Below are 23,432 nucleotides of genomic sequence, written 5' to 3'. Positions count from 1 at the left end.
TATCTGTTCACTCCTGTCCTGTGGGACAGGGCGAAGCAGTTAAAACCCTATTTTTCATAGCTGAGAAACGTTGTGGTTAATTGTAATATGAGACATCACGCTTTGACATTGACGACAGTAATTTTGTTGCTCGGAGCGTTAAATTCAAATGCTCAGGACAATAACGTTTTCAGCAAGTACGGCTGCGAATCAGGGGAAACTGACGCGCGTTCTGACATTGAAAATGGTACTCTGAAACAGTTCCTGACAGGTGATGGAATTGACTACCGCTACCAGCATGTTCTCAATACCGAATACGGTATAGAAACGCAACATGTCGGTTGCGACTTGTCCGATTACATTCTTTGCTATAATGCGAAAATGAATGAAATCATCTTTGAAAAATTTGACAAGAACATCTATAAAACAGCAAGGCGAAAATCTGAATCAGTAAAGGTTAGCGCATTTGGAAAAAACAACTAACCACAACATCTGCTATCAAAATAGGGCGTGAAGTGTTTGCCGCAAGTTCATCACGGTTTGCAGTTTTCGGTTCCGGGCGAAAGGACGCAGGTATTAAAGCCCTATTTTCATAGTTGTAACCGTTGTGTGTAATTTTTAAAGCCATCTGAAAGCGCGGCTCTAACTTGAAAATTTAGCAGTTTCTAACGTAGGACGAAATGTTATAGTTAATTTGAAATCAGCTCATGTGCTTCTGGAAACGCAAGCCAAAATTGTACAAATCGGTTCAAGAGTACTTGGACACGAATGAAATTCCCTTTCTGACGTTTGACGAACTCTATGACAAGTTTTATGATGGCCAAATCGTTGACGAAACTGACAAACAAATTGCCGAGAAAATCCTTGATGCCCAACGTGACTGGACAATTTCAATTCAATCTCTAAACGACTTTCTTGTTGTGCTGGAAGAAGAAATCGATGGCGACACTACCAAATCCAATCTTACAAAACTCTTGAAACGATACAATAAAGACGTTCTGAAATATGCTTGGAAAGCGGAAAGTGTCAGTTATTTATTGGAAATCTTCTCAATGACCGACAAGTCCAACCTTCGGACAATTTTTTGTGAGTTGGAAGAAAAACTAAAACCCACACTCAACACAATCAATGACCTTAGAAAGCTAATGACTGATAACGGTATTAACCCAAATGTTGTGGAGTTTGATAAGGAATATCCTAATGAAGCATATTGCATCAGACAATTGGAAACTGGCGCTTGGGAAACCTACTATTCTGAGAGAGGCGGTAAAACTAGTTGTCTAGAATTTCAAACAGAGGCTCACGCATGTAAATATTTGTGGAACGAAATAAAAACTACACACAACACCAACTATAAAAACAGGGCGTGAAGTGCTTGCCGCAAGTTCATCTCGGTTTGCAGTTTTCAGTTTCGGGCGAAAGGACGCAGGTATTAAAGCCCTATTTTCATAGTTGTAAAACGTTGTAAGTAATTTAAAATGAGCTCAACTCGCATATTTCTGGTTATACTGTTTGTTCTGACACTAAACTCTTGCAGTAAGGATGACCCCACTCGTCAGGCCGACTACTCTTACTTAGATGAATCGTTCAAACAGAACTTCGTCTTTAACGAAGGTTCATATTGGATTTATCAAGATCAATCAATGAATATGGATAGTGTCGTACTTGCCCACTGCGATTCTGGATTCACAAGTAATTGCCCGAAAAATGCCTGCGACCTTAATCAATATGTCAGTCTGACATATGAAAATGTTACGCAAGGAACCGTGTTCAATCATTATCTGATATTTAACTCCATCAAGTACAATGGAGGCGGAGAATGGGGACAGGACGGACAGCCAATCTTCTTAGTGAATCAAGAAGAAGGTTACTTTTTCAATGGACTTCTAGTTGGTGAACAAATTGACAATCTACTCATACTGAATGAGGTGTTCTATAACGTTCAAAAAATGAGCGTACAAGCAGACTTCCAGTATCAGAGCGAATTTGAATACGACACCGATTTCTACTTTTCAGAAACGGTTGGAATTGTAAGAATCGTTATTCACGACACAATCAATGGAACTCAAACTTGGAATTTAAAGAGGCGACATCTTGAGGAATAAACTACCTACAACACCCACTAAACCTAATGCGTGCGACCGTACGTCAGTCAGTCTCAGTTTCGTTCTGCGCTGTCTGCGCATGGCGAACCGACCGAAGGGAGCTCACCGACAAAGGAGGTAACGGACGGCAGATTCTAACGCATTATCTTTAGCGGAAACCGTTGGGGTTAATTTGAAAATGCTCAGCAAAGTAGCAATATGGTAGACCTTGAAAAGGTAATAGTTGAGCAGAACGATGACCAAAAGTTTAGCATTCGTTCTCATCCGACCTGGACATTCAATTTCATTATTGGGGCAGTCGTAACATTAGGACCAATACCTGCATTCCTTCTATGGGGATCAAGCATGCTGATCATAGTGATAGCAGTTTTCGTAGGTCTGCTTTTTCTGCTGTACCATTTCACAACAGACAGAATTGAACTGACTTCAACAGATGTAATAGTTCAGAATTGGTATTTATATCCCATTAGAAGACGGTTTCGATACAACCATGTTTCAAAACAAGGCGCTTGTTTGATTTTTCATGGAAAGTCAGACAACAGATTGACGTTAAATCCAAGCATGTCACCCTTTGCTGGCGGTTTCCTGACAATACAGCGAAATAGCGGCTGGCGAATCAGCTTTGGCGGTGACGATTGTGCTGACTGGCTGGTAAAGGAAATTGAAACATGGTTGATTCGACAGAATCTGCTCACAACTGAAATAGAAAAAACAAAAACTAATACCAGCAATTTAAACGTACTACTACTATGAAAACCGTACTTAAAACACTTGTCTTTCTAATCTTCTTGGTTACTTATTCAGCTACCTCATCAGCACAAAAAATAAAACTGAAGAACGACAAGGTGCTAATTGATGGTCGTGAATTGTTCAGGTTTGAGAAAGGCAACCACCCAGGATGGATAAGTCTGTTCAGTTTAGAAACAGATGAAGAATTGATAATGATCAAACAAGATCACGGTGGCACGCCCGGACCAGATTATCGCGATGACGACTATACCATTTACACCTTCCTTAAAGAAGATATCAAAGCCGAAATTTCCAGTTATAATCTGTGGCAGAATAACATCAAATTCCTATTAGAACAAAGGGTTTTTGACGAAAATGGCGTCATGAACGCTGACCGAATAAAGAGTTTTAAGGTCAAATTTGACGAAGACATTACCAGTAGAAGAATACGAATTGATTGAAAAAAACCATACACAACACCTGCCATAAAAAGCCGACCCATGAGACGATTTTTAATCATCAGTTTTCTGACACTTTCAACGGTCACCACATTTGGACAGTTTTGGAATAAACCTGACGCTCAGTACACTTTCCATTGGACAGCTTTCTTTTCGGGAAACTATCTTGGTTTCAAGCAGCTGACTATTGACAGCGACACGCTTATTGACGGAAATCTTTATACTCGATACCACGACTACTCCGTTTCTTACCTCGGTGGGACAAATTCTTTCGACTCAGCATATTTTGACACAACATCGGTTCTTACCGACATGGCATTCTTTGAAGAAGACAGCGTTCTTTATGCCCATCATTTGAACTCATACAACGACCAGATTGATACGCTTTATGATTTTGGCGCATTGCCTGGCGAAAGTTGGACAATTCCTCAGTTTTATTTGGACGGAGGTAGTTGGTCTTACAACTGTGACTCGTTGATAACCGTCAATGTTCTTGATACTGGACATATAGTTTATCAAGGTCAAGAACTGTATTACTTGAAAGTGAATTATTCAGGTTCTTCTGCCGACCAAATGCTGGAAACGGACACCATATTTGAACGGCTAGGAAGTAAGCAAATAAGCTTTCTATCTGTACATGAGTTCTGCACTCTTAACGCTCCGTTCGCGGACGGTGGCAGCCCATACAACCTGACATGTTATAATGACAATGAAATTTCATTTGGGCAGGACTGTTCTGTGCTAAATGTTTACACAAGCGTGGAAGAAATCGAAAAAACCGCACCGACCATCTATCCAAACCCTGCGGGTCAATCAGTCATGGTTCAGACTATCAGCAATCACATCCATTTGACAGACCTTTCTGGCAGAAACCTTTCATCGGTGACAGTTAAAAACGGACAGGTTGAAATTGACGTTTCTGTTTTGGCAAATGGTATATACTTCATTCGGGCTGACAGCGGAAATGCAACTAAACTCATTGTGAAACATTGAAAGAAAATGGCAGCACACCACTACTATAAAAATAGGGGCTCGAAATAGTACGCAAGCCTTGGTGGTTTCTGCCAACACTCGAAGCACCTAAGCAATTACGCACACAATTATTCCTACGTTCGCTTTCTGCAACAGCATTGTATATTGAAACATCTTCCACTAAGCACCGCTCTCTTCCTACTGACGTTCTTTGCGTCCTGCTCCATCACTCATAAGCAGTCTAAGACCATAAGTGGCCAAGCAACTGGTTTCATTAAGGAACATAAGGCCACCAGGGTACCTGTGATTCCATTTACCGAGAAATTGACAATGATGGTCCGCGAAAAACTGGCGGCATCCGATGGCCCATTGTTTACAAGCCTTGCTCAAGATCTGGATCTACATGTTTCTGTAGACACCATCTCCAATGTCCCCATATTGGTTATCAGTCCGCCTGTGCTGAAAAACGACAGTGCTGTGGCCATTTACATTCATGGAGGGGCTTTCCTGATCGGTTCTGCCGATGACCTTACAGCGCTATACATGGCTGCCAAATTGGGTGTTCGCGTTATTTCGCTCAGCTACGACCTAAGTCCTAAGGCCAAGTTTCCAAGAGCACTCAATCAATTGTATGATGCTTATGCTGCCATCACAGCGATCCATCCCGCAGCAAAAACACTGGTCATTGGCGAATCGGCAGGTGGTAATTTGGCCTTGACCATGCTACTTAAGGCCAGAGACAATCAGCTGCCAATGCCTGTTGCTGTTGGTCTTTTTACTCCTTGGACAGACCTTAGCGGTGTGGGCGACAGTTACAAGGCAAACGGTCATCGCGATCCAATTCTTGCCTGGAACGGCCAATTGAACAAGGCCGTAAAGGCATATGTCAATGACCGACCTCTTATAGACCCGTACCTTTCTCCGGTGTATGCAGATTACTCAAAAGGTTTTCCGCCCACCATCATCACCACAGGCACAAGAGACCTCTTTCTAAGTGATTGTGTCCGACTCTATTGGTCTATGAAGTATGCAAATGTTAGCGTGGAGCTCAGGATCTGGGAAGGGATGTGGCACGCCTTTCAGTCAGAGCGCGGTCTGCCCGAAGGAGAAAAATGCTTGGAAGAAGTGGCCCAATTCCTGAATGGTCATTTAAGGTAGGCTTTATGCCGCATGGCAGGTGTCGGTATCACGTGCAATGTTGTGCGTAAACGATGACATGGTGTGTAGAACACGGTCAAAATCTTACTTTCATCCGATCAGATCCATTCATCTCCAAACCGCTTACACAGAAAGGAGCAGAAATGGCCATAAGACGATGATCAATGACCGTTAAACGCGTGCTATTCCCCTTCTTTTCGTTATTCCTTCTCTACCGTTCAGTAGAGTTACTGCGCGTGCTGTTCCAAATGGATGCCGACCGTATGGGTACCGGAGAAATGCTCTTCACGGCCATGATCATCAACCTCTTCATTACCGGAGTGTTTGCTTTTGTCGGCTTCGTATTTCCAACATACAGGCTATTGCCAGCATCTTACTATACAATATCGCAACCGAAGACCTTGGCTCTGGTTGTCCGCATAATGGGGCTCAAGTATTTCAGAACCTTACTGATGTTGGCCTATTGGGGAAAGGCAAAGAACAGAAAGCGATACTTTAACGGAACGCGCCAAGGCATTGCCAACCTTATCGAACAATCGAAGCGATCAGAGTTCGGGCATCTAGCCTCATTTGTGTCCATTATGATGGTTTCTGTGTTGTTGCTGTGGAAAGGATATGACCTATTGATAGCTGTAACCAACCTCATCAATATCGTAGGTAACTTCTATCCAATTCTACTGCAACGGCAGCATAGAATGAGAATTCAACGAATTGTAAATGAGTAGTAATACAAATTGGCATGGCACAAGCGCTGCCTAAAAATCCTACTTTCATCCAACAAAATTAAACCAACCCCAAACCTCATACCTCCGCATGAATTCCGTCCTCAACCGAAATCTATACTTTGTAAAAGAGCATGTTGGCATGTTCAAGGCCGCCAACAATTTCGATATCTATGATCCTGTGAACCGACAGATCATTATGACCTGCCGAGAAGAGAACCTCGGTTTTTTCACTAAGATCCTGCGCTTTAGCGATTACAAGCGAATGACACCTTTCCACATCGATATTAAAACCGATACGGGAGAAAAAGTGCTGAGCATCAAGCGCGGAATTTCCATCTTCCTTTCTACCGTGGAAGTGTTTGACGAGAACGATGTGCTGATCGGTAAATTCAAGCAGAAATTCTTCTCCTTGGGAGGGAAATTCGATGTGATAGATGCGAGCGAAAGAAACCTCTGCACGCTGAAAGGCAAATGGACCAGCTGGGATTTCAAGTTCATTAAAGAAAACATCGAATTTGCGCAGGTAAGCAAACAATGGGCAGGTATTGGCAAAGAGATGTTTACCAGTGCCGATAACTACATCTTGAAAATTGACGAAAAGGTGACGCCCGACAATCCTATCAGAATCCTGATCGTGGCAGCCGTGATGTGCATAGACATGGTACTGAAAGAATAAACGAGCAAACGGTTTCGAAAACGCCCAGTACTATCGGGTAAACACCCAGGTCTGTTCATCCGAAAGGTCTTCGGTGTAGCGATAACCGCCATCTGAGAATCCTTTCAGGTCTTCGGCATCGTTAATACCATTGCGAAGAATATATCCCGCCATCATGCCGCGCGCCTGTTTGACGTAGAGGAAAATCACCTTCAATTGGCCGTTCTTCATGTCTTTGAACACAGGCGTAATGATCTTGGCCTTCAGCTTTTTGGTGTTCACTGCTTTAAAATACTCGCCACTGGCAAGATTGCACAGCGTATCGTTGCCCGATGTTTCCAAGGCCACGTTCAATCGATCGGTGATCTCATCGCCCCAAAAACCGTAGAGGTCTTTTTTGCCTCGCACTGCCAATTTGGTTCCCATTTCTAAACGATATGGTTTTATAAGGTCAAGTGGACGCAAGAGTCCGTGCAAACCACTAAGAATACGCAGGTGCTTTTGGGCATACTCCAATTCGGCTGGCGTCAACAGTTCGTTTTTCATACCCTGATACACATCGCCTTTGAAAGCCAACAGCGCCTGCCGTGTTTCACCTTCGGTAAAATCTTCTGTCCAGCTGGCGTAGCGTGCTGCATTCAACTCCACCAGGTTTTGGCTCAGATCCATCAATTCGCCCAACTTCTTGTTAGATGTCTTTTGCAATTTGGAAATGAGCTGTGCCGAACGGTTCAAACCTTCCGGAATGGTGAATGCTTCGGTGGCAACCTTCGATTCGTAATCGAGCTTTTTGGCAGGAGAAATAAGGGTGATCATGAATGCAATTAAATGGTAGAACTTCTAAGATTAGAGCCCGAGCACTTCGGTTCCTTGATTGAACACCACATCTACCGGGATGTTCGCATCTTTCAGTCGGTCGAGGTCTGCTTGAAGGTCTTCTGGCACATTGCCCATTTCTTCCATCAATTTGATAACGCCTTCCTTGTCGCCATTGCCTTGGAGCGTCAATATCAACTCACTTAAAGAAGCCATGGCCTCTTGCATTTTCTCAAAATCAACTCGGTATTTCCCATCTGCTTTGCTAAACGCGCCTTGCTGCTTGAAGTAATTGAAACGCACCATATTGGCACGACCGTGCGCGCTGCTTGCTCCAAAACGCACACTTCTGAAAATACCGGCCAAAAAGGTGACGTAGTTGTCCATTACGGTGCCTTCCGTCAGCTCGCCACTTTTGTAGAGTTCCGTTACCATGTACAGGCCTAGAATATCGGCTTTGCCTTCTTCCAGTGCAGAGAATTCTTCCTGTAATGCTTCGCGAACGGTGCCTTTTCCGTTGATGGTGTTTTTGATTCCCAGACCGTGCGCCACTTCGTGGAACATGGTATTGCCAAAAAACGCGTTGAAGGTGACGTGCTGCAGCTGATCTTCCACAATCAGTTCCTTGGCTATATCAACCAAGATCTTGTCGTATTTGGAACGCATGGCATTCTTCAATTGCAGCCTTCGCGTGCCTTTTTCCAATTGCACTTTTTCATCATTCGGCAGGTTGACGGCAATGGTCTTGCTGCCCGCGTTGCAATCGCCTGCGTAGTAGATCACATCGTAAGCGCCCAATTGCGAATCGGAGCCCGGTTTTTCTGCCTTGTACTCAGCAGGAACAGGCAATCCTTTTTGAAGGCCAGGCAGTAAGGCGGCATACTTGGCCAAACGTTGACTCCACTCTTTGTCTTTCACCAACACGTAGGCTTCGTGGGCCGCTTTGTAGTTATAGAGTTTGTCTTCGTAATTCTCAATCGGCCCAACCACGAAATCCAAACCATTATCGCGCATGTCCATCCATGCAATGTCGCTGGTGTAATAGGAATCTGTCCTTAGCGCCTTTGCCCGTTCGGTCAGGTACTTTTTAAAGCCAGCTTCTTGAAGAATGGCAGCAGCACTGTCAATCAGATCAACTGCGCGATTCACTTCTGCTTCAAACTTCTGATGGAACCAAACGCTTTGCAGTTTCCCTTCTGCATCGCGCTCAATCAGCGTGTACAGCGAAGTTTTGTCTGCATTGTCCCACGCCTCAAACTCTTCCTTCGACATATCTGTTGGGTAATACCCAGAACCAAGCGGCTTCTCTCCCACTCCATCTATAAATGGTTTATCACCATTCAATCGATCCCAAGGACCGTAGTTGTATTCGGCATATGTCCGCAAACGCTCATCTTCAATACTACTCAGCAACGCTTGTTTGTCTCCGTAGGCTTCTTTCCAAAACAGGCCATCCATGATCTTGGCCACATCAATAAGGATCGGAATCACCGCCTTTTCCTCTTCAGAGAGAAGAGAGATGTCGGTGGTCAGATCAAAGGTGGTGTAGACGTTCTCAAATCCTGTTTCTGCAAGAATAGGCTCGGCAGTTTCCTGCGGCTGTTGCTGGCAGGCAGAAAAAAGAAGTAGGCTGAATGCGTATGGTGAAAGGTTTCTCATGATGATAGCTGTGTTTTCGCTTCAAATATGGGCATTTATCGGATGGCTGCCGAACAGAATGGTTGTATTGATTTAACTCAGGATATTTAAGAAGATCATAACTTAGCCAACCGATTTATGAATCCCACAGAAATTGACATCACGGCATTTTTGTTCCTCCTTCTCAGGTGGTTCGTAGTTTTTTTCATCTTCTACCTTGTAGTTCTTACTGTTCTGCGAGGCTCCAATTATTACAGGATCAAACGCTGTCCGAATTGCTCCGGAGAATTGAAACGTGCACAACGTAATGGCGGTGATAAAATGGTGAGTACGCTATCGTTCGGAATTCTGCCCGTGAAACGCTACCGATGCTACACCTGTTATTGGGAAGGCCGATCATTTGACATCAAGAGTTCGAAAGGAAAATCACGCTCTAAAGGATCGAATGAAGAAGAAGACTGGTAAGTCGCGCTTCATTCCTACCGCAATTCAAGGCCTGTGAAGTTCAATGGAATCAACGTTCGGATAAGCCCGAATGCCATTATTGGCAAGAACGTCCGTTTTGGCGATGACACGGTTATATACGACAACGTGGTCATTGGCGACAACTCCATTATTGCAAACAACTGCATCATCGGAGAACCACTTTCCGATTATTACTCGCATGAGAATTATCAGAACCCACAGACGGTAATTGGCGCGGATTCGCTTATCAGAAGCCACTGCATCATTTATGCTGGCTCTACATTCGGTACTCACTTTTCAACCGGGCATCGCGTTACCATTAGAGAAAACACACGCATTGGCAATCATTGCAAAGTGGGCACCAACAGCGATCTTCAAGGGCATTTGACCATGGGCGATTTCTGCCAATTGCACAGCAATGTTCATCTGTGCCAATTCAGCAATTTGGGCAATTTCGTGTTCATCTACCCAAATGTGGTGATGGCAAACGATACCCATCCACCAACAGAAATTGTAAAAGGTCCAACTGTTGGAGATTACACGCAGATCGGTATTCAATCATCCATTGTCGGAGGTGTAGCCGTTGGCGAACATTGCCTGATCGGTGCTGGAGCCATCGTAACGGAAGATTTTGAAGACTATTCGCTTATCATCGGTTCGCCAGCGGTCAGAAAATCGGACGTGAGATCGATGAAGGGAGAAGAAAACGAAGCACTTTATCCTTGGAAAGACCGATTCATGCGGGGAATGCCTTGGGCCGATGAAAACTGAAAAACGTTGATCCGCTGTTGACATCTTTTGAAAACCCAAGTTGGATGCACACAGTGTCACGTCTACATTTGGGTTCGTGAAAACAAAAAGCCTTTTGAAGGAAATAATGGAAGAGGTGGAAAGCCTCAATCGCTCCATTGAAGAATGCTGCCCAGAAATCATATCTAAGAGCATTTACCCTTCTATTCTTGAGCAAGGCGATGAGATGAACGAGCTTCTAGAGCATCGGATTCGAATGCTTACAGAACACGTCAACAGAAAAAAAGGCGCCAAAAAATCATAGTACATGTTCGATAAAATGAAACAGCTCCAACAGATGAAGGAGCAAATGGATGCTGCCAAAGAACGGCTCAACCATATTTCTGTGAAAGGCGAATGCCAAGGCGTTACAGTTGTTGCCAACGGAAACAAAAAGATCACGGAAGTGATCATCCCGAAGGAAACCTACGCCAATGCCGATAACGAAGAATTGGCGGAATTGATTGTAATGGCCACCAACAAGGCCTTGGAAAATGCTGAAAATGTATTTGAAAGTGAAATGCGTGGTATGGCCGGAGGTTTAATGGGCGGACTCGGTCTTTTCTAAAACCTCCTCCGCCCATCGAGGTAAACACCTCTCCCACCAATTACATCACTATGGAAAGGACAATCCAGGCAAGTGCCATTATTCCGAATCCGAGAATGTGTAGAAAGCGTGCAGATATGGTTTTCATGGCCTAAGTTTTTTCGGTTCAATCACCGAAAACCACAACCATGCCAATCCGAAGTTTTGAGCGTTATCAGCAGCGTATCAAGCGTGTTGATCAACCGTTTTGAGGATACTTTCCCACAGCAGATCTGCCGTTCGGTTCCAAGTAAAAGCGTTTGCTCTCTCCTGACCTTTCTGCACTAACGATTGGCGCAAAGTTTCGGATGAAGCAATGCGTACCATGGCTTCCGCAATTTCGGAGCTTTGAAAAGGGTCAACCAGCAGCGCGGCATCTCCTGCAATTTCAGGCATGCTCGTTACATTGGAAGTGATGACAGGAACGTTCGATTGAAAAGCCTCCACAATGGGAATTCCGAAACCTTCAAAGGTTGAAACGTACACATTTGCCAATGCAGCACCCATCAGTTGATTCAACTGCTCTTCTGGAATGCGTCCGGTGAATATCAATTCATCTTTGAATTGCATTCCATCCAACGTTGCTTGCATCGAAGGTGTCCACCATTTTCTATTTCCAACGATCACAAATCTGTGCGGTTCCGTCAGTGTATTTCGAAACTCCTCGTATGCTGCAAGCATGCGTTCGATGTTCTTTCTGGCATGAATGGCACCAACGTAAATGAAGTACGGATGACCATCTGTGTACTCCGCTCGAACTGAAGCGCTCTCCTCAGCGCTCAAGGCTTTGAATCTTTCGGAAACGCCATTGTAAACCACATCTATCCGATCGGTATCAATTCCATATTGCTCAGCAATATCGAACTTGGAGAACTCCGAAACGGTGGCAATCCGCTTTGCCTTATGGGCATATTTAGGAAAATAGCGGTTGTAAAACCACGCATGTGTCTTGGCCAGATCACCTGGATTATGCGCAAAATTCAAGTCGTGTATGACTGGCAGACTAAGCACATCTGCATTAAGAGAAAGGAAACCGTCTGGAGACAAAAACAGATCAGGATTGATTTTCTTAAGCACACTTGGCAGTGAAAGTTCGAACCAAACGTGCCATAGAATGGGATGACGCGCTGGTGGTGAAACCACGATAGGAGTCACATTATCGCCAAAGACGAACTCCTCATCAAATGGCCTGTCAAACAGAAAGTAAAACTGATGTTCGGGATGCGCACGCGTAATGAGCTTGAGCGATTCGGCTGTGAACCGTCCCAAACCTTCAAGTTTCCCCTTTAAAAGAAGCCGTGTATTAACCGCTATTCGCACCTCGGCAATGTAATAAAAGCGGCAAAGCCACAGTTATGCAAGCGTTTTCAAATGGTAGATTTGCCAACGGCCATGCAAAGAAAGTTCCTTTCAAACCTTGCGTTTCTCTTATTTCTGAATCTGCTGATAAAGCCATTTTGGATATTTGGCATAGACCGAGCCGTGCAGAACGAAGTGGGTGCAGCATCTTACGGCTCTTACTTTGCGCTTTTCAACTTTGCTTTTATCCTGAATGTATTCCTCGATCTTGGCATCAGCAATTTCAACAATCGGAACGTATCTCAGCACGAACATCTGCTCGGAAAGTACTTCCCACGGATAGTTGCGCTGCGTTTGATCCTTGCCGTTTTCTATCTCATTATTTGCCTAACGGTGGGTTTGACGATGGGCTATTCACATCATCAACTCATGATGTTGCTGCTTCTTTGCTTCAACCAGTTTCTGCTTTCTTCCATTCTCTTTTTGAGGTCGAATATTGCTGGAATGCAGCTCTTTAAAATGGACAGTTTGGTCTCCATCATGGACCGATTACTCATGATTCTTACGTGCGGCTGGGTGCTTTTCTTCATGCAACGTTCATCTCCATTTCGGATAGAGTGGTTCGTGTACATGCAAACCTTCGCATACGGAAGCACCATGCTTTTTGCGCTTGCGGTTGTCATTAAGCGTGGTGGTCCATTCATGATGAAATGGAATTCGGCCATGCTGGCTCTTATTCTGAAACAGAGTTTACCGTTCGCGCTGCTTATTCTGTTGATGAGCATTTACGGACGAGTTGATTCTGTTCTGCTTGAACGAATGCTGCCTGACGGAAAGGAACAGACCGGTGTTTACGCACAGGCGTTCCGACTTTTGGATGCAAGCAACATGATCGCTTACCTCTTCGCTGTGCTGTTGCTTCCCATGTTTTCGCGCATGCTCAAATTGAAGGAAGATGTGAAACCATTGGTTCATCTGGCCTCAAAACTCATCTTGATTCCCGCAACTACCTTGGGCATTATCACATGGTATTTTGCGCCTGAATTGATGGGGCAATTGTATGATTCGCATGTGGAAGAATCGGGAAGGATCCTTTCGCTGCTCATGTTCTCTTTGGTACCAATGGCAGGCGCTTACATCATTGGAACATTACTTACAGCGAACGGTAGTCTCAAACATCTGAATATTATTGCGCTGGTTGGAGTCGTATCCAGCTTGGCATTCAACGCAATGCTTATTCCCAAATTGGGTGCGTATGGCGCTGCTGTAACCTGTTTAATTACACAAGTACTGGCATTCGTACTTCAGTTATTCGTTGCCATCAAATTATTCCGTTTTGAATTGGACCGTGATTTCATTTTCCTCTTGACTCCACTCATATTGGTTGCCATCATTGGATACTTTGGCTCAGAACTACCGTGGATTGCGGGAAGTCTTATCATCCTGCTTTCTGGTGGCGTTTTGACCATTCTTTCGCTTATTCCAGATATGAAGATCATTCAGCGTTTAAGAATGATGCGCAACTAAGTGTTTCCCGAGCAAGCCGTAGCCCTCACCAAGCATCGAAAACCCAAACTTTTCGGCTTCTAAAAATTTCTACTTTTGCCACGCTTAATTCAGAGGCATAGGAGAACAATATGACAGAAGAAAAAAATCAAGGACTGGATTTTGACTCATCCAATCTTCTGCTGTTCGTCTTACGATGGAAACGTCCGCTGATCATTGTAACATTTGCTGCAGCCGTATTGTCGGCTATTTTTTCGGGACCTTATTTCATTGAACCGAAATTTGAAAGCACGGTGATCATGTTCCCGACATCCACCGCATCCATTTCAAAATCGCTGCTTGCCAAAAACAACACCTCGAAAGAAGACCTTCTGTCGTTTGGAGAAGAAGAACAAGCTGAGCAACTGATTCAGATCTTGAATTCAGATGAGATCCGTTCACGGGTTATCAAGAAATATAAATTGAAGGCGCACTACAAGATCGATTCAACTGAACAGTATGGAGAAACCCTTTTGTTCAAGGAATATGAGAGCAACATTACCTACAATCGTACAGAGTTTCAATCTGTGAGAATTGATGTTTTGGACACTGACCCTATTTTGGCCGCTGATATTGCTAACGACATTGCTGCTCTGGTCGATTCGGTCAAAAACCGAATGCAAAAAGAGCGCGCTTTCAAAGCCATGGCCATTGCCGAAGCGGAATACGCTGAAATGAAAGCCTACGTGAAAGAATTGGAAGATTCGTTGAACACTATGCGTGAAATGGGTGTGAACGATTATGAATCGATGTCTGAACGTTTCAACGAATATTACGCTAAGGCGATTTTGGAAGGCAACACGCGTGCAGCTGAGCAATTAGGAAAGCAACTTCAGATACTTTCTAAATATGGTGGTGCGTATGTTTCCATCAGAGATATGCTTGAGCACGAAAAGGAGCAACTGAGTCACCTCCGCGCAAAATATCAAGAAGCCAAAGTGGATGCAGAGCAAACACTTCCGCACAAATTCATTGTAAACAATGCATTTCCAGCTGAGAAGAAAAGCTATCCGATCAGATGGCTGATAGTACTCATCGCAACCGTTTCAACGTTCTTAATCGCCCTACTTGCCATCATCGCTTACGAAAATGTGTCACGCGCCAAACCATCTTAGGCATGAACGATTACAGAAACAACTCCGAACTTCTCGGACTTATAATGCGCTGGTGGAAACACTTAGTAGGAGTGGCCATTGTTGCCGTTATCCTTTCCGCAATTTTTTCAAGTTCATTTGTTATCACCCCGAAGTATAAGTCGTTCGCGGTGCTGTATCCTGCCAACATCATTCCGATGGGGACAGAAACACCAACAGAACAAATGCTTCAAGTATTGGAATCAGATAAGATCCGCGACTCGATCGTATCTGTCTATCACTTATTTGAGACATACAAGATTGATACTTCGGCCAACACCGATCTGATATTGGAGTATCAAACGAATGTCACTTTCAGTAAGACAGAGTACGAATCGGTAGTCATTGAAGTAATGGACGCTAGTCCAATTCAGGCACGCGACATGGTGAATTCTATCATCTATTTCTTCAACAAGAAAGAACGATTGCTTCAGAAGGAAAAAGCCATGGAATTGGTGAAGATCCTCGACATGCAGGTGAACAACAAGAAAGCTGAAATGGATAGCATGGAAGCAATCTTGGCGGGTATCAGAAAGGATTATGGAATTCTCGATTATTCGCTTCAGACCGAATACGCTACTGAACGCTATCTGCAAGTGATCTCTACACCAAGCACAAAAGCGAACGCCAAAGAAATCGAACCGTTGTTGAACGCATTGAAAGAGAAAGGTGGTGAATTTCAGTCATTGAACGAACATCTTTGGAGAATCCGAGGAGGATACAATGATCTTAAAGAACAGTTAGAAGCTGCTCAAAGAGATGTTGAGAAAAATCTCACTTATTGTAATGTCATAACTAATCCTGTAGTTTCTGATAAGAAGGCGTATCCGATCAGATGGCTGATTGTCGTTTCTTCGATGCTCGGAACCCTTCTTTTGACCATTCTTTTCCTCAGCATAATGGAAAATATGCGAGGAATAGAGCCAAAACCTTAACACGCTTGTTAAACGTGCTTAAAACACCTGCTGTAAATGCCAAATTGATCTATTTGGTAGGCGGTGTGTTTGCGATTCTCAACGCCATTCTTGTTGCTAACGAATTCTATTACGCACCGCTTTTGCCTGCGTTGTTGGCCATTGTATTGCTCGCATTCTTTGCGTTAGACAAACTGGTTCTTCTCATCGTTTTCCTCACTCCGTTGTCCGTTAACCTTACAGACATCGGCCTTGGAGTAGGATTGACGCTTCCCACAGACCCATTACTTTTCGGAGTTTTGCTCATTTTCATTCTGAAGTTGTTTGCCGAAAGAAAGTTTGACAAACGCATTGCCGATCACCCCATTACCTTGGCCATCATCATCAATCTGGTATGGCTAGGTGTAACCACGGCTACCAGCGAAATGCCCTTGATTTCCCTTAAATATCTGGTTTCAAGGCTTTGGTATGTGGTTACCTTCTATTTCATAACCACTCAAATATTCAGAAACTTCAAGAGCATCAAGTGGTTTATTGCCATGTACATGACGGCCTTCATCGGGGTGATAATCTATACAATTGTTCATCACGGGATGTACGGATTCATGGAACAGCCAGCCCACTGGGTCATGTCGCCATTCTTCAATGACCATACCTCTTATGGCGCTGCGTTGGCCATGTTCTATCCGCTATTGATAGGTCTTGTTTTCAGCAGCCATTACAGCAGGAGTTGGAAAGTCGTGTTTCTGATGGTCCTCGCATTGTTTACCATTGCATTGATTCTGTCTTATACCCGTGCCGCTTGGGTAAGCCTCATTGGTGCATTAGGCGTTTATCTGGTGATGCGCTTTCGTATTCGGTTCACAACAATCATGGCACTTGCTGCTGCATTTTTCGTGGCGCTATTCCTTTCTTGGGACACGATAATCATGAAGCTTGAGAAGAACCGTCAAGATTCGTCTGCTGAGCTTACAGAACACGTAAAATCAATCTCCAACATCTCTACGGATGCTTCCAATTTGGAGCGTTTGAACAGATGGGGTTCTGCTTGGCGAATGTTCAAAGACCGTCCGTTTGTGGGTTGGGGACCAGGAACTTACATGTTCCAATATGCACCTTTCCAATTGTCGAGCGAAAAGACCAGCATCAGTACCAACGCTGGAGATAAGGGAAATGCACACAGCGAATACATTGGCCCATTGTCCGAATCGGGGCTTTTCGGAATGGTGTCCTTCTTGATTGTGGTGATCTGCGTGATCTACTATTCCGTTAAGCTATATCCGAGAATGAAAAATGAAGAACACAGGCTATATCTCGTTAGTCTGTTCCTCGGATTGATCACCTATCTCATCCATGGAATCTTGAATAACTTCTTGGACACCGATAAGGCTTCAGCACCTTTTTGGGGATTCATAGCCGGAATTGTGGCTATTGAAGTTTATCACATGAAGGAGGAAAACGCTCCTGTTTCAGGCAAAGACGAAAGTCTACTTGAATCTGGTGGTGAGTAGAGCGATGTCATCCACATAAGGCATTTGGCCTTTGTGACTTCTGAGTAGTTTGACAATGCTTTCGTTCACTTCTCGTACTGAACTGTTCTGTTGATCAAGAAGGATCAATTCCAATTTACTTTCTCCGAATTCCTTTTCGCGAACGTTTTCCAATTCCACCACTCCATCCGTGTAGCATGTGATCATTGAATCTGGTTCAAGCACCAAGATACCTTCTCTGATCGTAGGCAGATCATCGAGCATTCCTAATCCAGGACATCCGGTAGAAAGCAAACTCGTAGTATTGTTTGACACCAGAATCGGAGGATTCTGTCCAGCATTCACGTACTGAAGCACGCGCGTCACAAAATTGTATTTGGCGATGAAAATGGTGATGAATTTTTCGCCCATGGCTGAATTCAACACCTTCTGATTCAATTCCTGTACAAGGTCTGTAAGCGATGTTTCGTGATTGAACAGTGCTCTGAGATTCGCTTGAAAGTTTGACATCAGCAGTGCAGCAGAAACTCCTTTTCCCGACACATCTGCCATACAAAAGGCAATCTCATTGTCGCTCAGCTGAATGAAATCGTAATAGTCGCCACCAACGTCCTGATGAGGCTTATGGTAAGCAGCCATCTCGACATGTGCGTTATGTGGAAGTTTGCTTGGAAAAAGCATGTTCTGCATTTCGGAAGCAAGTTCCATCTCACGTTTCATTCCCGCTCTGCGAAGGTTCTCTTTGAACAAGCGCTTGTTCTCGATGGAAACTGTGATAATGTTTGCCAAGGTCTGAATGAACGGTATGTGGCGCGTCTTTGTATTCTCAATCAGATCTTCGTTGATATCTCCAGCAAGAAGATAGGCCAAAGCCTCATTCTTATGCATAATTGGAATAATGACATCAAATTGGCCGAAATAGATCTGACCATTCTTAGTTATCTCCTGCACTTCCCGAATTGGAAGTAGATCAAACTCGATATCAGGTAATTTCATATTGGGAACCAAACCATGACCTATGGATTGTTCCCACTCTTCATCCTTTGTATAGAATAACAGTCTTCCAATGTTGAGTTGGTTACGAAGGACAAACTCAAAGATCTTAAGCAGTTGCTCTCTCGAAAAATTGTTATTGATGGCATTAGTGATCTCCAGCAACGAGTTCAGCTTGAGGTTTTTCAACTTCAAGGCAGAGTTAGCAATCTTGAGTGTTTCAAGAATGATCTGCTCGTTTCTATTCTTACTGATGCTGGTCAACGGGTTCTTCCTAAAAGCACTTGAATTTACACACAGTTTCTAGTTAAACTGTAAGAATTAGACAAAGTAATAAAACAACGTGACGAGATGGAGTATTTACGAGTTCGTTCTACGACCGACCTAATTGCCCAGCCGCTCAATAATGGAAGGAAGCTGCTTGATCATTGCCAATTCCTTCATTTTCTCGCGAGCTTCACGTACTGGGCTACCGAAATAGGTGATTCCGCCTCGAAGTGATTTAGCAATTCCTGATTGCCCCAGAACCACGGCACCCTTGCCTATCGTCAGATCTTTCTGAACGCCAACCTGTCCCCAAAGGATCACATCATCTTCTACCGTTACGACTCCGGCAATTCCGACCTGAGAGGCAAACAGGCAATTCTTTCCTACAATCGTGTCATGACCGATCTGAACGAGGTTATCAATCTTAGTCCCTTGTCCGATGATGGTTTCCGCAGTCACACCTCTGTCTACCGTGCAATTGGCACCAATTTCAACATCATCTTCAATGCGTACGATTCCGCACGAATGAAGCTTATTGTAGCCTCCAGAACGTTGATAATAGAAAGCGTCTGCACCAATTACAGTTCCAGCGTGGATAATGACATTATTGCCAATGATAGTTCCATCATAAATGGTCACGTTAGGATGAATGAAACAGTTTTCGCCAATAAGTACATGCTTGCCAACAAATGCGCCTGGCATCACAACCGAATTCAATCCAATCTGTGCATCAGAACAGACCATTTCATCGGTTTCAAAACTTCCTCGTAGCTCTTTGCAAAGCTGCGTGAAGGTTCCGAACGGACGATTGACCAACAATAGCACTTTCCTTTCTGGCGCCTCGCATCGTTCGTTTACAAGAACACAACTCGCAGCCGAAGCCAAAGCCTTTTTGATGTATTTAGGATGATCACAAAAAGTGATCTCGCCTTTAGCAACACGATGAATCTCATTGATTCCCGTCAGCTCTATTTGCCCATCACCAATGCATTCGGCACCGATCCGTGCAGCCAATTCGGCTGCAACTATGGGTTTTGAAAAGTTCAATTTTGTTACTTGACTCGCTCCACGTACTCTCCTGTACGGGTGTCGATCTTGATCATTTCGCCCTCATTCACAAAAAGAGGGACTTTGATCTCTGCTCCTGTTTCAAGCGTAGCAGGCTTCATGCTATTTGTTGCTGTATCGCCTTTAATGCCTGGTTCTGAATGGGTTATGAGCAATTCAACAAATGTTGGTGCTTCAGCAATGATTGGTTGGTCACTTTCAAAACCCACTTTCACGATCATGCTCTCTTTCAAGAATCGGGCATTGTCTCCGAACAATTTCTTGGGTATCATAACCTGCTCGTAGGTTTCCTGATTCATGCACACAAAATGTTCTCCTTCTTCGTAGATGTATTGCAATTCATTGTACATCAAACGGGCAATATCTACGTTTTCTCCAGATCGGAAACGATTTTCATAGTTCCTTCCGCTTTGGATGGATTTCATTTTCACTTGGTAGAATGCGCCACCTTTGCCAGGCATGGTGTGTTGCTTTTCGCTCACAATACAGAGCTCGCCATTGTATCGGATAACTGATCCTACTTTGATATCAGAAGTTGATGCCATAATTGAATTTTTAGGTCGGCAAATTTAACTAAGTTGATTAGCAATCCAACACGGACGAATTGGCAATGTTTTCATAGCTTTCAAGCTTCGTAAATGGTGTTCAGCAGTACGCTTTTCCTTGTATACTTTCTCCCCGTTTTTTTGGGACTGTATCTGTTGGCGCCAGCGAAAAGCCGCAACTACACAGCCCTTTTGGCAAGCACCTTTTTCTATGCTTGGGGCGCACCACTATTCGTATTTGTAGTTTATACCAGCCTGCTGATTGATTTTTGGCTTGTACGACAACTCTCCAGCGAAACGCGTTATCGGAAATGGCTTGCAGCGGCAAGCGTAGTGCTAAACGTTGGACTTCTTGCTTACTTCAAATACGCCAATTTTTTTGTTGAAAACGCCAACAGCATTCTAATTTCAATCGGAATCGAATCCATCAACTGGACTGCTGTTGCGCTTCCTATCGGCATATCGTTTTTCACGTTTCAGAAATTGAGCTACACGCTAGATGTCTACAGAGGAAAACACGCTGCCTTGAAAAGCTTTGGAGATTATGCTTTGTATATCATACTGTTCCCTCAGTTGATAGCTGGTCCGATTGTCCGTTTCAATGAAATAGCGGACCAGCTGATTGACCGAAGTAAGCACGAAACAATAGATGACCGTTTGCTGGGGTTCTTTCGGTTTACCATTGGTTTGGCAAAAAAGGTATTGGTAGCAAACGTGGTTGGTCAAGTGGCAGATTCAGCCTTTGCTTTGGAAGGCGAGGCCTTAACATTTTCTTGGGCATGGATCGGCATTATCGCGTACAGCATGCAGATCTATTTCGATTTCTCTGGCTATTCTGATATGGCCATTGGGCTTGGCAGGATGATGGGATTCGTATTCCCTGAAAACTTCAATAGCCCATATGTTTCTGCGAGCATTACCGAATTCTGGAGACGCTGGCACATGACGCTTAGCCGATGGATGAAGGACTATCTCTACATACCTCTCGGAGGAAACAGGAAAGGCGTAGGACGCACCTATTTTAACTTGTGGGTTGTTTTTCTCTTGTCCGGTCTCTGGCACGGAGCCTCTTGGAATTTTGTCATCTGGGGTGGTTATCACGGACTTTTCCTTGTACTAGAACGCTTGTTCGTAGCTAAATTATACGAGCGAATTGGGCGTATTACAAGCATACTTATCACTTTTGTGATAGCCATGTTCGGCTGGGTGCTGTTCCGAACAGAAACATTTGAGCATGCGCTGCATTTTTATAGTGCTTTGCTATCCTTCGGTCAAGACATTTATTTCCCTGCATTAAGCATGGAGTTCAAGTGGACATTAGCCTTGGCTATCGTTTTTTCATTCATGGCCATCGTTCCTGCCATCGAAAAATGGACGAACAAAATGGTACAAGATTCCAGCGCAGGCCTACTCGCAAACGCCATCAAGACCATCATATCCATTGTACTCTTCATTTTCTGTCTTAGTATGATCACCGCTTCTGGCTTCAACCCCTTCATTTACTTCAAGTTTTGATACAAAGTGCACTGAAATATCTGTTGTTCGCGTTGGTGCTGGCTTCGCTGTCGTTGCCATTGCTTCAGCGGAATTTCAGATTTATTCCAGCTTGGCCTTTGGATGGCTCTTTCCAATCTGCATCAGAACCTGAATTCGATTGGAACGATTGGTTCGATGGAAATTTCCAATCGGCAGAAGAAACTTGGCTTAATGAGCAGATAGGAGCGAGAGAATACTTGGTGCGATTAAGGAATCAATATTATTTCGATGTGTTTGACATGGCCATGGCTAATGGTGTTTCGCCTGGCAAAGACGGTGTCTTGCTTGATGTAGGCTACGTGGATGCTTTTTACGGAAAAGATTTCGCTGGAGAAGATGTCTTGACCGATAAGCTTCTGCGATGGAAACACGTTCAACGTGGACTTGATTCTGTTGGAGTAAAGGCTTTTCTGGCACTCGCTCCCGGAAAGGGAAGCTTCTTTGAAGATAAGTTCTCCGATTTTCTGAAAGACGAACATCGCCCGATTACCAACTATGAGTTCATAGCAGATTTTGCACTGGGCAACGATATCCGGCTGCTCGACCTGAAGAAACTATACCATAGCTGGAACGATACGAGCCGCTTTCCACTTTTTCCAAAAGGAGGCATTCACTGGAGTGAATACGGAGTAGCCCATGTTTGCGATACACTAAGAGGCTACATCCAATCATTGACAGGAAGACCACTACAGAAATTCTGGTACGACATTGAGATTTCTGACACCGCTAGAGGTGGTGATAATGATATTGCGGTTGGCATGAATCTCCTTTTCACCCCAAATCATGAAAAGCTTGCCTACCCTATTCGATATTTTGGAGAAGATTCAACTATCACTCCCACCAAATTTATAGTGATTGCGGACAGCTATTATTACGGAATCATGCGTAGCGGCTTCGGAGACCGTGTCTGCAGCTACGGTGGTTTCTGGTTCTATTTCAAAGACGCGCAGCCTTCGCATGTTTTCCCTACTTCCAATGTTGAGGAATTGGATATTCTTGAAGAGCTTAAGAAACAGGACGTGCTAATGCTGATGATGACCGAACCTCAAATGCAGCGTTTCGGTTGGGGGTCAGTAGAAAAATTGGAAGAACTTCTTTATCCGAAAACAGAATCAGAAACCACCCTTTGAAGTACAGGTAGCACCAGCAGCCTCACGGTCTGCAATGGCATCTTGATATTGATCGGTGTTGTCGAACTCCGTTTCGCAGATGGTTTCGGAAGAATTGTTCAATTCGCACTCTTCACATTTTCCACAACCAACAAGACTGATGGAAACCACTACTACGATCAATCCCCAAGTTCTATTCACAGGTACCTCCTTTATTTTCGTATTCATCCACATAACTCTGGTAATAGCTATTATCCGTGTAATCGCCTTTACAGACTTCCTGAGGAGCAGTGACACCGGAACAGGTAACACAACCATCATCACACGAACTTAGAGTGCAACCAAGCAAAAAGAGTACCAGTATCATCGTGAATTTCATATCCAAGGACAGTAATGCTTGCACAAATTTAACAGCACAGAGCTAAAACAGCAGTCACTTTGGTTTATTGTTCAGAAAT

The 23,432-nt window shown here is 44.0% G+C and carries 27 protein-coding genes; 19 read left to right on the top strand and 8 right to left on the bottom strand.

The annotated features are described in order from the left end of the window. Window positions 1-87 precede the first annotated feature (87 nt). The 9 genes from K9J17_11255 (at window position 88) to K9J17_11215 (ending at window position 6,802) form a co-directional block, all read left to right on the top strand. Window positions 88-462, top strand: coding sequence for a hypothetical protein (locus K9J17_11255; protein MCF8277301.1), 375 nt, complete (start codon window positions 88-90; stop codon window positions 460-462). Between the two features lie 275 nt (window positions 463-737). Next, window positions 738-1,349: a hypothetical protein gene (locus K9J17_11250; GenBank protein MCF8277300.1), complete on the top strand. Its 612-nt coding sequence runs from the start codon at window positions 738-740 to the stop codon at window positions 1,347-1,349. Window positions 1,350-1,457: 108 nt separating this feature from the next. Continuing rightward, on the top strand, window positions 1,458-2,084 hold the full coding sequence (locus tag K9J17_11245; protein ID MCF8277299.1) for a hypothetical protein: 627 nt from the start codon (window positions 1,458-1,460) through the stop codon (window positions 2,082-2,084). A 198-nt stretch (window positions 2,085-2,282) separates the two neighbouring features. Continuing rightward, on the top strand, window positions 2,283-2,837 hold the full coding sequence (locus K9J17_11240; protein ID MCF8277298.1) for a hypothetical protein: 555 nt from the start codon (window positions 2,283-2,285) through the stop codon (window positions 2,835-2,837). Beyond that, window positions 2,834-3,274: a hypothetical protein gene (locus K9J17_11235; protein ID MCF8277297.1), complete on the top strand. Its 441-nt coding sequence runs from the start codon at window positions 2,834-2,836 to the stop codon at window positions 3,272-3,274. Before K9J17_11240 ends, K9J17_11235 begins: the two co-directional genes overlap by 4 nt. A gap of 39 nt (window positions 3,275-3,313) precedes the next feature. Next, window positions 3,314-4,264, top strand: a complete 951-nt coding sequence (locus tag K9J17_11230; GenBank protein ID MCF8277296.1) for a T9SS type A sorting domain-containing protein — start codon at window positions 3,314-3,316, stop codon at window positions 4,262-4,264. 144 nt (window positions 4,265-4,408) lie between these two features. After that, window positions 4,409-5,401 (top strand): alpha/beta hydrolase, encoded by a 993-nt coding sequence (locus K9J17_11225; protein ID MCF8277295.1) that lies wholly within the window; start codon window positions 4,409-4,411, stop codon window positions 5,399-5,401. A 164-nt stretch (window positions 5,402-5,565) separates the two neighbouring features. Then, window positions 5,566-6,126 carry a hypothetical protein gene (locus K9J17_11220; protein MCF8277294.1) on the top strand — a complete coding sequence of 187 codons (561 nt, stop codon included), beginning with the start codon at window positions 5,566-5,568 and terminating at the stop codon, window positions 6,124-6,126. 88 nt (window positions 6,127-6,214) lie between these two features. After that, the gene (locus tag K9J17_11215; GenBank protein ID MCF8277293.1) at window positions 6,215-6,802 is read left to right on the top strand and encodes an RNAase; all 588 of its coding nucleotides are present in this window, start codon (window positions 6,215-6,217) and stop codon (window positions 6,800-6,802) included. A gap of 30 nt (window positions 6,803-6,832) precedes the next feature. Here the strand turns inward: K9J17_11215 and yaaA are convergent, their stop codons facing one another. Continuing rightward, a complete protein-coding gene (yaaA, locus tag K9J17_11210; GenBank protein MCF8277292.1) occupies window positions 6,833-7,597 on the bottom strand; it encodes a peroxide stress protein YaaA in 765 nt (254 codons plus the stop codon). Between the two features lie 30 nt (window positions 7,598-7,627). After that, a complete protein-coding gene (locus K9J17_11205; protein MCF8277291.1) occupies window positions 7,628-9,256 on the bottom strand; it encodes a Zn-dependent hydrolase in 1,629 nt (542 codons plus the stop codon). Window positions 9,257-9,373: 117 nt separating this feature from the next. Between K9J17_11205 and K9J17_11200 the strand changes: the two genes are divergently transcribed. From K9J17_11200 to K9J17_11185, 4 genes are all read left to right on the top strand, one after another. Further along, window positions 9,374-9,700 carry a hypothetical protein gene (locus K9J17_11200; GenBank protein ID MCF8277290.1) on the top strand — a complete coding sequence of 109 codons (327 nt, stop codon included), beginning with the start codon at window positions 9,374-9,376 and terminating at the stop codon, window positions 9,698-9,700. Between the two features lie 33 nt (window positions 9,701-9,733). Further along, complete coding sequence (locus K9J17_11195; protein MCF8277289.1) at window positions 9,734-10,471, top strand: hypothetical protein; 738 nt, start codon at window positions 9,734-9,736, stop codon at window positions 10,469-10,471. A gap of 76 nt (window positions 10,472-10,547) precedes the next feature. Beyond that, the gene (locus tag K9J17_11190) at window positions 10,548-10,754 is read left to right on the top strand and encodes a hypothetical protein (GenBank protein ID MCF8277288.1); all 207 of its coding nucleotides are present in this window, start codon (window positions 10,548-10,550) and stop codon (window positions 10,752-10,754) included. Between the two features lie 15 nt (window positions 10,755-10,769). Further along, window positions 10,770-11,057 (top strand): YbaB/EbfC family nucleoid-associated protein, encoded by a 288-nt coding sequence (locus K9J17_11185; GenBank protein ID MCF8277287.1) that lies wholly within the window; start codon window positions 10,770-10,772, stop codon window positions 11,055-11,057. Between the two features lie 204 nt (window positions 11,058-11,261). Here the strand turns inward: K9J17_11185 and K9J17_11180 are convergent, their stop codons facing one another. Next, entirely contained in the window at window positions 11,262-12,344 is a 1,083-nt protein-coding gene (locus K9J17_11180; protein ID MCF8277286.1) for a glycosyltransferase family 4 protein, read from the bottom strand. A gap of 102 nt (window positions 12,345-12,446) precedes the next feature. On the opposite strand from K9J17_11180, the gene K9J17_11175 reads away from it, so the two are divergent. The 4 genes from K9J17_11175 to K9J17_11160 all read left to right on the top strand — a co-directional run bounded on the left by K9J17_11175 (window position 12,447) and on the right by K9J17_11160 (window position 17,477). Beyond that, a complete protein-coding gene (locus K9J17_11175) occupies window positions 12,447-13,901 on the top strand; it encodes a polysaccharide biosynthesis C-terminal domain-containing protein (protein ID MCF8277285.1) in 1,455 nt (484 codons plus the stop codon). Window positions 13,902-14,011: 110 nt separating this feature from the next. Further along, on the top strand, window positions 14,012-15,034 hold the full coding sequence (locus K9J17_11170; protein MCF8277284.1) for a hypothetical protein: 1,023 nt from the start codon (window positions 14,012-14,014) through the stop codon (window positions 15,032-15,034). Window positions 15,035-15,036: 2 nt separating this feature from the next. Continuing rightward, window positions 15,037-15,987 (top strand): hypothetical protein, encoded by a 951-nt coding sequence (locus K9J17_11165; GenBank protein ID MCF8277283.1) that lies wholly within the window; start codon window positions 15,037-15,039, stop codon window positions 15,985-15,987. 5 nt (window positions 15,988-15,992) lie between these two features. After that, the gene (locus tag K9J17_11160; GenBank protein ID MCF8277282.1) at window positions 15,993-17,477 is read left to right on the top strand and encodes an O-antigen ligase family protein; all 1,485 of its coding nucleotides are present in this window, start codon (window positions 15,993-15,995) and stop codon (window positions 17,475-17,477) included. On the opposite strand, the gene K9J17_11155 is transcribed toward K9J17_11160, so the two are convergent. The 3 genes from K9J17_11155 to efp form a co-directional block, all read right to left on the bottom strand. Continuing rightward, window positions 17,454-18,713 carry a SpoIIE family protein phosphatase gene (locus tag K9J17_11155; protein ID MCF8277281.1) on the bottom strand — a complete coding sequence of 420 codons (1,260 nt, stop codon included), beginning with the start codon at window positions 18,711-18,713 and terminating at the stop codon, window positions 17,454-17,456. The genes K9J17_11160 and K9J17_11155 overlap by 24 nt on opposite strands. A gap of 120 nt (window positions 18,714-18,833) precedes the next feature. After that, window positions 18,834-19,763 (bottom strand): UDP-3-O-(3-hydroxymyristoyl)glucosamine N-acyltransferase, encoded by a 930-nt coding sequence (locus K9J17_11150; GenBank protein MCF8277280.1) that lies wholly within the window; start codon window positions 19,761-19,763, stop codon window positions 18,834-18,836. Between the two features lie 5 nt (window positions 19,764-19,768). Then, the gene (gene efp, locus K9J17_11145; GenBank protein ID MCF8277279.1) at window positions 19,769-20,329 is read right to left on the bottom strand and encodes an elongation factor P; all 561 of its coding nucleotides are present in this window, start codon (window positions 20,327-20,329) and stop codon (window positions 19,769-19,771) included. A 93-nt stretch (window positions 20,330-20,422) separates the two neighbouring features. On the opposite strand from efp, the gene K9J17_11140 reads away from it, so the two are divergent. Next, entirely contained in the window at window positions 20,423-21,844 is a 1,422-nt protein-coding gene (locus K9J17_11140; GenBank protein ID MCF8277278.1) for an MBOAT family protein, read from the top strand. Further along, a complete protein-coding gene (locus K9J17_11135; GenBank protein ID MCF8277277.1) occupies window positions 21,841-22,995 on the top strand; it encodes a hypothetical protein in 1,155 nt (384 codons plus the stop codon). The genes K9J17_11140 and K9J17_11135 overlap by 4 nt, the downstream gene beginning before the upstream one ends. Here the strand turns inward: K9J17_11135 and K9J17_11130 are convergent. Together K9J17_11130 and K9J17_11125 are read right to left on the bottom strand one after the other, a co-directional pair. Further along, the gene (locus K9J17_11130; GenBank protein MCF8277276.1) at window positions 22,978-23,175 is read right to left on the bottom strand and encodes a hypothetical protein; all 198 of its coding nucleotides are present in this window, start codon (window positions 23,173-23,175) and stop codon (window positions 22,978-22,980) included. The genes K9J17_11135 and K9J17_11130 overlap by 18 nt on opposite strands. Further along, entirely contained in the window at window positions 23,168-23,353 is a 186-nt protein-coding gene (locus K9J17_11125) for a hypothetical protein (GenBank protein MCF8277275.1), read from the bottom strand. The genes K9J17_11130 and K9J17_11125 overlap by 8 nt, the downstream gene beginning before the upstream one ends. Window positions 23,354-23,432 lie beyond the last annotated feature (79 nt).

The organism is Flavobacteriales bacterium, assembly GCA_021739695.1.
Taxonomy (GTDB): Bacteria; Bacteroidota; Bacteroidia; order UBA10329; family UBA10329; genus UBA10329.
This window is presented reverse-complemented; position numbering and strand designations above follow the sequence as displayed.